The organism is Actinoplanes sp. NPDC049802, from assembly GCF_040656595.1.
GTDB lineage: Bacteria > Actinomycetota > Actinomycetes > Mycobacteriales > Micromonosporaceae > Actinoplanes.
The window spans coordinates 109,183-118,544 of record NZ_JBFAMR010000020.1 but is presented as its reverse complement, the minus strand read 5'-3'; the positions used below and the strand labels follow the sequence as shown (position 1 = coordinate 118,544).

Here is a 9,362-nt window from a genome sequence, read left to right as displayed (position 1 = left end):
CTCGCTTTGGCTTGCGACGGTCATGTACCGTTGCCGCCCCGTGAGGCGGCACACCGGCCGGGAGGCACGGCGTCAGCTCTGACTCAGCCCGTGCTCGCTGCCCTTCTTGAGCTTGCGGGTGTCACGCAGCTCCAGGAACGGCTCGTCGTCGGCGGGGTGCCCGGCCGCGATGGCCCGGCCCCGTTCCAGCTCCGCGTCGAGTTCGGCGCCGAGCAGGATCGCCATGTTGGAGATCCAGAGCCAGACCAGGAAGGCGATGACACCGCCGAGAGTGCCGTACGTCGCGTTGTAGTCGGCGAAGTTGGCCAGATAGATCGCGAACGCGGCGGACGCGGCCACCCACAGCACCACGGCGAAGATGCCGCCCGGGCTGACCCAGCGGAAACCGCCGGTCTTCGCATTCGGCGAGGCCCAGTAGAGGACCGCGAACATCAGGCTGACCAGCATCACGAGAACCGGCCACTTGACGATGTTCCACGTCGTGACGGCCACCCCGCCCATGCCGAGTCTCTCACCGACCACCCGGGACAGCTCGCCCGTGAAGATCACGATGGCGGCCGAGGCGACCAGCATGACGCCGACGACCGCGGTGACGCCGACCCGGATCGGCAACGTCTTCCAGATCGGCCGGCCCTCCGGCACGTCGTAGATCGAGTTGGACGCCCGCATGAACGCCGCGATGTAACCCGACGCCGACCAGAACGCCACCAGCAGACCGATGATCGCGGCCAGCCCCGCCTTGCCGGTGCCCTTCACCTGGGTCAGCACCAGTTCGACGAACTCCTGCATCTTCTGGTTGGCGGCGATGTCGTTGACCGCCTCCCGAACCGTCTGCTGCCCGTCGTTGCCGAGCATGCCGAGCAGGGACACGATCACCAGCAGGCCGGGGAAGATCGACAGAACGCCGTAGTAGGTGAGCGCCGCCGCCCAGTCGGAGATGTTGTCCTCGGAGAACTGCTTGAAGGTCCGCTTCAGCGCGGCGAGGATGCCCTTGCCCCGCAACTGGACCGGGCTGTCCGGGCCGGCGTCCGGCCCCGGGGCGGACAGGTCGCGGTCACGGTCCTCGGCGGTGCGGGCGGTCGCCGCCGCGGCCACGTCGTAGTCGGCGGTGCCCTGACGGCGCGCCTCCGCCGCCGCGCGGTCCTCGGCGGTCGCTGCGGCGTTCTCGTCAGCCTTGTGGAACAGTTTCATGGCGGGGTTCCCTCCGGGCAGAAGCGATGGCTCCCGGCCGATCCGCTCACCGTGTCCCCGCCACGGCGGGCGCGGACGACCTGCGCATCTGTTGCCCGCCGAAAGCGCCGGCTAACCACCCGTGACGAGGTGCGGCCCGTTCGGGACGCGGCAGAGCAGCCACTCCACACGACAGGCCCACGCAAACCCGCTCGGCACACAAAAGGTCAGCACAGAGCGACCGCTCCACACGACACCTGTCCACAACGCGAAACCCCACCGGCCACGCGACGAATCAGCGGCAGAGCAGCCACTCCACACGACCGCCCACAACACGAAACCTACCCACCACGCAACAAATCAACGACACAGCAGCCGCTCCATGCGACGGCCCGCGATGAACAGGCCGGCGCCGGTGAGCGCCACCAGATAGAGCACGTCGACCACCTGGACGACACCGAGCGTGCCCGTGCTGATGCCGCGGATCAGATGGACCGACCGATACAGCGGGGTGATCTCGACCAGCCAGCGCAGCACCGGCAGGTAGGTGGTGGCCGGGACGAACGTGCCGGAGAACAGGAACAGGGCGAACTGCCCGGCGCCGATCATGTCGAAGTCCTGCCAGCCGCGGATCAGCGTGGAGATGGTCATGCCCAGCGCCCCGAAGGCGAAGCCGACCAGAACCGCGGCCGGGAAGGCGAGCAGCGCCCGGCCCGCGGTCGTCAGGTCCAGCAGCACCATGATCACCAGGAAGGCGGCCGAGTAGACGCTGCCGCGGAGCATGGCCCAGGACAGCTCGCCGAGCGCGATCTCGATGGGCCGGACCGGAGTGGCGAGCATCCCCTCGTACAGCCGCATGAACTTCATCTTCCCGAAGAAGTTGAAGGTCGTCTCGGCCAGCGCCCCGCTCATCGCCGAGGACGCCAGCATCGCCGGGGCCACGAACTCCGCGTAGCCGATCGTCCGGCCGCCGGGCAGGGTGATCTCCTCGATCAGCTGGCCCACCCCGATCCCGATGGAGAACAGGTAGAGCACCGGCTCCAGCAGACCGCCGAGCATGACCAGCCAATACGCCGTCTTCAGCGCGGCGATGTTGCGCTGGGCGACCGAGGCCGACCGGCGCGCGGCGCCCTCGAAGCCCACCAGCCGGCGGGGCAGCACCAGCGTCAGCACGATCCCACACACCTCTGCGACGTCAACTCAGATCACCAGCCGGCTGCGATAGCGCCAGTGCGCCAGGAACCACCCGGCCACACCCCACACCATCAGGTAGAGCACCTGCCACACGGCCTCCGGGCCGGGGGCGAGCCCGAGCGTCGCGGCGCGGCTCAGGTCGACGCCGTGCCACAGGGGCAGCGCGTACGCGATCCAGCGCAGCACCGCCGGCAGCGACTCGACCGGGAAGAAGACCCCGGAGAACAGCGACATCGGCAACACCGCGAACCGCATCAGGACGGCCAGGTAGCTGTCGCTGGACACGGACGCCGTGTAGGCGGCCACCGGCGCGCCCGCGGCCAGCGCGAGCAGCACCGCGATCGGCAGGACGGCCGGCGACCACGGTGACCGGAGCGCCCCGAACAGAGCCGCGACCAGCAGGAACGCCGCCACGCTCGTGACCACCCGGAACAGCATGAAGACGAGGTGGCCGCCGAGGATGTCGGCGACCCGCAGCGGCGCGGCCGCCTGGGCGAAGTAGTTCTTCACCCACTGGAAGCTGCTGATCACCGGCCAGGTGGTCTCGCCGATCGCCCCCTGCACGGCGGTGCTGGCGATCAGGCCCGGCACCATCCACTGCAGATAGCTGACGCCCTCGACACCACCGGTCACGTAGGCGCCGACACCCACGCCGAAGCCGAGCATCGTGAGCAGCGGCAGCACCAGCGAGGAGAGCACGCTGGCCCGCCAGGTGCGCCGGTAGTTGACCAGGTAGTACTCCATCACATACAGCGAGGGGGCCATCAGTCCACCAGGGTCCGGCCGGTGAGGTGCAGGAACACGTCCTCCAGGCTGCTGCGCCGGACCAGGGCGCTGGCCGGGCTCAGCGAGCGCCGGTGCACCTCGGCCAGGGCGTCGTCGCCGTCCGCCACGTAGAGCAGGATCCGGTCGGGCAGCACCTCGGCGCGCTCGCCGATGCCGGCCAGCTTCTCCGCGTAGGTGCCCTGGTCGTCGGTCGCGAAGCGCAGCTCCACCACCTCGCGGGTGGAGTGCTCCTCGATCAGCGCCCGGGGCGAGCCCTGCGCCACGATCCGGCCGCCGTCCATCACCACGAGCCGGTCGCAGAGCTGCTCCGCCTCGTCCATGTAGTGGGTGGTCAGCACCAGGGTGACGCCCTGCTGCTTGAGCCGGAACAACCGCTCCCACACCAGGTGACGGGCCTGCGGGTCGAGGCCGGTGGTGGGCTCGTCGAGCAGCACCAGATCGGGCTCGTTGACCAGGGCGCGGGCGATGGTGAGCCGTCGTTTCATCCCGCCGGAGAGCGGCTCCACCTTGCTGTCGGCCCGCTCGCTGAGCCGCACGAAGTCGAGCAGCTCGGTGGCGCGGGCGCGGGCCACCTTGCGCGGGATGCCGAAGAAGCGGGCGTAGGTGGTCAAATTTTCCCGGACGGTCAGCTCGGGATCGAGATTGTCCAGCTGGGGGCAGACGCCGAGCCGGGCCCGGATCCGCGGCCCGTCACGGCGCGGATCCATCCCGAGGATCTCGAGCACACCGTCGGTGGGTGGGGAGACACAACCGATCATGCGCATGGTCGAGCTCTTGCCCGCCCCGTTGGGCCCCAGGAACCCGAACGCCTCACCGGCCCGCACGTCGACGTCGATGCCGTCGACCGCGGTGAAACCTTCGAACCGTTTGATCAGCCCGCGCGCGTGGATGAGGGAGTTCACGCCCCCGACCCTACGGGCGGAGTGTGACACTTTTCAGTCCCGTGGCTCGGCCGCCGACCGGGCCGCGCCGACCAGCTCGCCGGTCGCGTCGACGATCTCGGGCGAGTCCGCCGGGGTGCCCGCGTCGTAGCGGACCGCCCAGCTCAGCCCGTCACGCCCGCTCACCCGGCGGCCGACCACCCGCACCGCGCCACCGGGCAGCGGGTGATACGTCGTGTACGCCACCGAACGGGTCACCCGCGAGCGCACCTGGTCCGGCAGCTCCCCCGGGTCGAGCAGCAGGAACGACACGTCCGGGCCGTCCACCAGCACGGTGTAGCCGTCGCGCTCCGCCAGCGCCGTGGCCGGGGTGATCCGCAGCTCCCGCCCGGACCAGGCAGCCTTGTGGATCTCGTGCCAGCCGAGCCGCTCGGCCGCTGACGGCAGCCAGATCCCGTGGTTGGTGGCGACCACCACGTCCTCCCGGGAGGCGGCCTCGCCGGCGACCGCGCACCAGGCCAGGACGCGCTCCTCGGCGGCCAGCGGGGGCCGGGCGGCGGCCGGCAATTTGGGACGCCGTCGGAAAAGCTTCACAGTCCACCTGCCGCCTGGTCGCGCAGGGCCCGTGCCTGCTGTTCGAGCGAGAAGAGTTCCCCGGCCAGCGCCAGGTACTGATCCTTGTTGGTCACCGGGTTGAGCCGTTGCACCTTCGACTTGAGGTCGCGGATGCGGGTGGCGAGCGCCCCGCCCTGCAGCCGGGCCAGGGTCACCTGGACGTAACGCGGGTCGACCTGACCGTCCACGTAGAGCGGCTCGACGGCGAGTTCGCTGACCAGCATCTGGCCGCCCATGTCGGGGCAGGCGTCGCGGACCTTCTCGATCCAGACGACACCGCCGGTGGACGAGGCCGCGCCGCCGGCCTGGAAGATCGCGTCACGAACCGTCCGCAGCACCTCGTCGCCGTAGTTCTCCGGGCCGACCGCGTCGAACATCGGCCCGGCCATCACCGGCTCCTGCAGGGCCAGCTTGAGCGCCTCCCGTTCGACCAGGCGCTGCGGCGAGTCGGCCGCCGCCTGCCGCCGGGGTGCCCGCGTCTCGGCCTGCTCGCCGCGCAGCGCGTTGTTCACCGCCCGCTGGACCGGGTCGAGATCCATTCCCAGATCGCCGGCGAGCTTTCGCGCGTACTCCGGCCGTTTCTCCCGGTCTTTGATCTTGGCGACCAGGGGCGCGGCACGCCGCATCGCCTCGACCCGGCCCTCCACCGTGTCCAGATCGAAACGGGAGATGGTCTGCCGCAGCGCGAAGTCGACGAGCGGCTCCCGGGCCGCGATCATGTCGCGGACCGCCAGGTCCCCACGGGCCAGGCGCAGCTCGCACGGATCCATGTTGTCCGGCGAGACGGCGATGAAGGTACGCCCGACGAAACGCTGATCCTCCTCGAACGCCCGCAGCGCCGCCTTCTGCCCGGCCGCGTCACCGTCGAACGTGTAGATGATCTCGCCGGTGAAGCTGTCGCTGTCCATCAGCAGCCGCCGCAGCACCTGGATGTGATCCACACCGAAGGCGGTGCCGCAGGTCGCCACCGCGGTCGGCTCACCGGCCTCGTGACAGGCCATCACGTCGGTGTAGCCCTCCACGATCACCGCCCGGCCCCGCTTGGCGATCTCCCGTTTCGCGTGGTCGATGCCGTAGAGCACATGCGACTTCTTGTAGATCGGCGTCTCGGGGGTGTTGAGGTATTTGGGACCGTCGTCGTCGTCGAACAGCCTGCGCGCGCCGAACCCGATGACGTCACCGCTGAGGTCCCTGATCGGCCACAGCAGGCGGCGCCGGAACCGGTCGATCAGCGATCCGGAGCGGGCCGGCTTCGACAGTCCCGCGGTGGTCAGCTCCTCGGCGGTGAAACCCTTGAGACGCAGATGCTTGCTCAGCGCGTCCCAGCTGTCCGGGGCGAAGCCACACCCGTACCTCTCCGCGGTGTCCCGGCCGAAACCACGCTCGGCCAGGAACTCGCGCGCCTTGCGTGCCCCCGGCGAACCGAGCTGGTCGTGGTAGAACTCGACGGCGGCGGCATGCGCGGCGAGCAGCCGCTGCCGTTGCCCGGTCTGCGGCCGTGGACCGGCCGGGGCGCCCGTGTCGGTGTCGTAACGCAGCTGGAGTCCGGCCTTGCCGGCCAGCCGCTCCACCGACTCGATGAACGACAGGTGCTCCGCGTCCATCAGGAACTTGATCGCGTCGCCACCCTGCCCACAACCGTGGCAAAAATAGACATTTCGGGCGGGCGAGACGTTGAACGACGGGGTCTTCTCGTCGTGGAAGGGGCACAGCCCCTTCAGGTTGCCGCCGCCCGCCGACCTCAGCGTCACCGTCTCGCTGATCACGTCGACGATCGAGGTCCGGTCGCGGACCAGTGCGATGTCCTCGTCCTTGACCCTGCCCGCCACGGCATACATCCTGCCTCGCGCTACCGGCGGCCCGCCAGCAGGGTCCGGTGCCACGCCACCGCGGCGTGGTCGGTGAGCGACGCGACCTGGTCGATCACCACGCGCAGTGCCGCGGCGTCATCCTCGGCGGCCGCGTGCAACGGCCGGAAGAACGGATCCAACCTCTCCGGGGTACGGGTGAGCGCCTCCACCAGTTCGGTAAGGATGGTGCGCTGCCGCTCGTACCAGTCCTCGGCGGCCCTGGCCCGCATCACATAGCGCAGCGCCATACCTTTGAGCAGCGCGCACTGGTTGCGGACGGTACGCGGGACGATCAGGTCGGCGTCGTACCGGCGCAGCGGCCCGGTGCCGTGGCGGCTCTGCGTGGCGCCCACCGCCGAGGCGACGAACCGGCCGGTCAGCACGCTGGTCATCCGTTTGAGCGCGACCAGGGAGTCGTACCCGCCGTCGTAGCCGCGGACCGCTGTCACGGCCGGGTCGGCGAGCAGCTGGTCGAGGGCGGCGGCCAGTTCGCCGGGTGTCTCGGTGGAGTAGGTGGCGGCCACGTCGGCGCACAGCTCGGCCCGCTCCCCCGCGTCGCGCAGCGTGTCGAGGGTGATGTAGCCGCCGTGCACCCCGTCCTCGAGGTCGTGCACCGAGTAGGCGACGTCGTCGGCCCAGTCCATGACCTGCGCCTCCAGGCAGCGGCGCTCGTCGGTGCGCCCGTCGCGCAGCCAGGCGAAGACGGGGCGGTCGTCGGCGTACACCCCGAACTTGCGATGGCCGGGTTTGCGGAACCACGGGTATTTGGAGCAGGCGTCGAGGGTGGCGCGGGTCAGGTTGAGGCCGGCGCCGGGCACTTTCGCCTCCAGACGGGTGATCACCCGAAGGGTCTGCGCGTTGCCCTCGAAGCCGCCGCACATCTCGGCGGCCAGGTCCAGGGCGGCTTCGCCGTTGTGCCCGAACGGCGGGTGCCCGAGGTCGTGGGCGAGGCCGGCGACGTCCACGATGTCCGGGTCGCAGCCGAGCCGGGCGCCCATCTCCCGGGAGATCTGGGCGACCTCCAGCGAGTGGGTGAGACGGGTACGCAGGAAGTCGTCGGATCCGGCGGTGTGCACCTGGGTCTTCGCGGCGAGCCGGCGGAACCCGGCCGAGTGCAGCACCCGGGCACGGTCCCGCTGGTACGGCGTGCGACCGTACCCACTGTCCTTGGCGGGCTCGGCGGCCCACCGCTGGGCGTCGGCGGCGGTCACGGTCCCCAGCCTAAGCCGGATGTCCAGGATGCCGATGGGTCAACCGTGGAGTCCGTTTCGCGCCGTCGTGGTATCTCGATAGTCGGCCGTCTGGTGATCCTGGGCGCCGCCGGGCTCTTCTCCGTGGCGCTGGTGACGGGCTTCGCGGTGCGCAACTCGGAGGACCAGAGTGCGGCGATCGAGGAGATCGTCGCGGCCAGCGCCGGGATGAGCAGCCAGTGGAACGCGGACATGATGCACGACGCGCTGCGGGCCGACGTGATGTCGGCGATGTACGCGACCACCGGGGCGCAGCGGACCGAGTACGAGGTGGACGCGGTCGCCGAGCACGCCCGGACGATGATCGACAAGTTCGACGCGGCGGCCTCGGTCGCTCCGGCGGCGCTGCGGGCCGACTACGCGGAGACCCGCCCGTCGATCATCGAGTACGGCGACGCGGCGGTCGCCACGGTGGCGGCCGCGTCGGCCGACCGTGCCGCGGCCCGGGGCTCGCTGAGCGATTTCCTGGAACGGTTCTCCGCGCTCGAGGAGAGTCTGGGCGGGCTGGACGAGGCGGTGGCGGCGGAGGTGACGGCGGCCGGTGCGCGGGGGCGGACGGCGTCGGCGGACAGCACCCTGTTCATCCAGGTCGCGGCCGGCGTCGCGAACCTGCTCACGGTGATCGCGTGCGTGCTGACCGTGCGGGCGGTCCGCCGGCCGTTGCGCGGGATGCGGGAGACGTTGCGCGCCGTGGCCCAGCGGGACCTGACGGTACGGGCGCCGATCATCAACCAGGACGAGTTCGGCGAGATGGCGCAGGCCCTCAACGACGCGCTCGCCGAGATCCGGAGCACCGTGGCGACGACCGCGGACCGGGTCGGCAGTCTCAGCGAGGCCAGCGTGGACCTGCAGATGCTCGCCGGGGAGCTGGACGGTTCGGCGGAGCAGACGTCGTCGCAGGCGCGCAGCGCGGACAGTTCGGCCGCGCACGTGTCCGGGTCGGTGACCGACATGATGACCGCCACCGGGCAGTTGTCGGCGTCGATCCGGGAGATCGCCAAGCAGGCCATGTCGGCGGCGTCCACCACGAGCGAGGCGACGTCGACCGCCACCCGGACGGCGGAGGCGGTGGCCCGGCTCAGTGAGGCCAGCCGGGAGGTCGGCGACATCGTCCGGATGATCACCAACATCGCGGAGCAGACGAATCTGCTGGCGCTGAACGCGAGTATCGAGGCGGCCCGGGCGGGCCACGCCGGCAAGGGGTTCGCCGTGGTGGCGACGGAGGTCAAGGATCTGGCGCAGGAGACCGCGCAGGCGACCGGTGAGATCACCGCGAAGATTCACGCGATCCAGGAGATGACCACCTCGACGGCCGAGGCGATCGAGGAGATCGCCGCGGTGATCACCCGGGTCGACGACGGCCAGCGGACGATCGCGGCGGCCGTCGAGCAGCAGTCGGCCACCACTGATCTTCTGGCCCGCAACGTGGGCGCGGTGTCCGCGGCGGCCACCGAGATCAGCGGCACGGTGTCGCACATCACCTCGTCGAGCGCCTTCACGGCGGAGGGCGCGAACACCACGCGGCACTCGGCCGAGCTGGTCAGCGGCGCGGCCGACGACATCCGGGCGCTGATCGGCCAGTTCCGCTACTGAGGCTGTGCTCGGCCGGCTGCCGA

8 protein-coding genes are annotated in these 9,362 nt (G+C 70.6%); 1 reads left to right on the top strand and 7 read right to left on the bottom strand.

Features of this window, described 5'->3' with window-relative positions:
- Window positions 1–72: 72 nt before the first annotated feature.
- The 7 genes from AB0I88_RS16710 to AB0I88_RS16680 all read right to left on the bottom strand — a co-directional run bounded on the left by AB0I88_RS16710 (window position 73) and on the right by AB0I88_RS16680 (window position 7,707).
- On the bottom strand, window positions 73–1,191 hold the full coding sequence (locus AB0I88_RS16710) for a YihY/virulence factor BrkB family protein (RefSeq protein WP_361024318.1): 1,119 nt from the start codon (window positions 1,189–1,191) through the stop codon (window positions 73–75).
- A gap of 339 nt (window positions 1,192–1,530) precedes the next feature.
- Window positions 1,531–2,343, bottom strand: a complete 813-nt coding sequence (locus AB0I88_RS16705) for an ABC transporter permease (RefSeq protein WP_361024315.1) — start codon at window positions 2,341–2,343, stop codon at window positions 1,531–1,533.
- Window positions 2,344–2,370: 27 nt separating this feature from the next.
- Window positions 2,371–3,129, bottom strand: coding sequence for an ABC transporter permease (locus tag AB0I88_RS16700; RefSeq protein WP_361024312.1), 759 nt, complete (start codon window positions 3,127–3,129; stop codon window positions 2,371–2,373).
- Window positions 3,129–4,052 carry an ABC transporter ATP-binding protein gene (locus AB0I88_RS16695; RefSeq protein WP_361024309.1) on the bottom strand — a complete coding sequence of 308 codons (924 nt, stop codon included), beginning with the start codon at window positions 4,050–4,052 and terminating at the stop codon, window positions 3,129–3,131. Before AB0I88_RS16695 ends, AB0I88_RS16700 begins: the two co-directional genes overlap by 1 nt.
- A 33-nt stretch (window positions 4,053–4,085) precedes the next feature.
- Window positions 4,086–4,625 (bottom strand): hypothetical protein, encoded by a 540-nt coding sequence (locus AB0I88_RS16690; protein WP_361024306.1) that lies wholly within the window; start codon window positions 4,623–4,625, stop codon window positions 4,086–4,088.
- Window positions 4,622–6,484, bottom strand: a complete 1,863-nt coding sequence (gene dnaG, locus AB0I88_RS16685) for a DNA primase (RefSeq protein WP_361024303.1) — start codon at window positions 6,482–6,484, stop codon at window positions 4,622–4,624. Before dnaG ends, AB0I88_RS16690 begins: the two co-directional genes overlap by 4 nt.
- A gap of 11 nt (window positions 6,485–6,495) precedes the next feature.
- Entirely contained in the window at window positions 6,496–7,707 is a 1,212-nt protein-coding gene (locus AB0I88_RS16680; RefSeq protein WP_361024300.1) for a deoxyguanosinetriphosphate triphosphohydrolase, read from the bottom strand.
- Window positions 7,708–7,752: 45 nt separating this feature from the next.
- Here AB0I88_RS16680 and AB0I88_RS16675 point away from each other — a divergent pair, with 45 nt between their 5' ends.
- Window positions 7,753–9,339, top strand: a complete 1,587-nt coding sequence (locus tag AB0I88_RS16675) for a methyl-accepting chemotaxis protein (RefSeq protein WP_361024298.1) — start codon at window positions 7,753–7,755, stop codon at window positions 9,337–9,339.
- The last annotated feature ends 23 nt before the right edge of the window (window positions 9,340–9,362 follow it).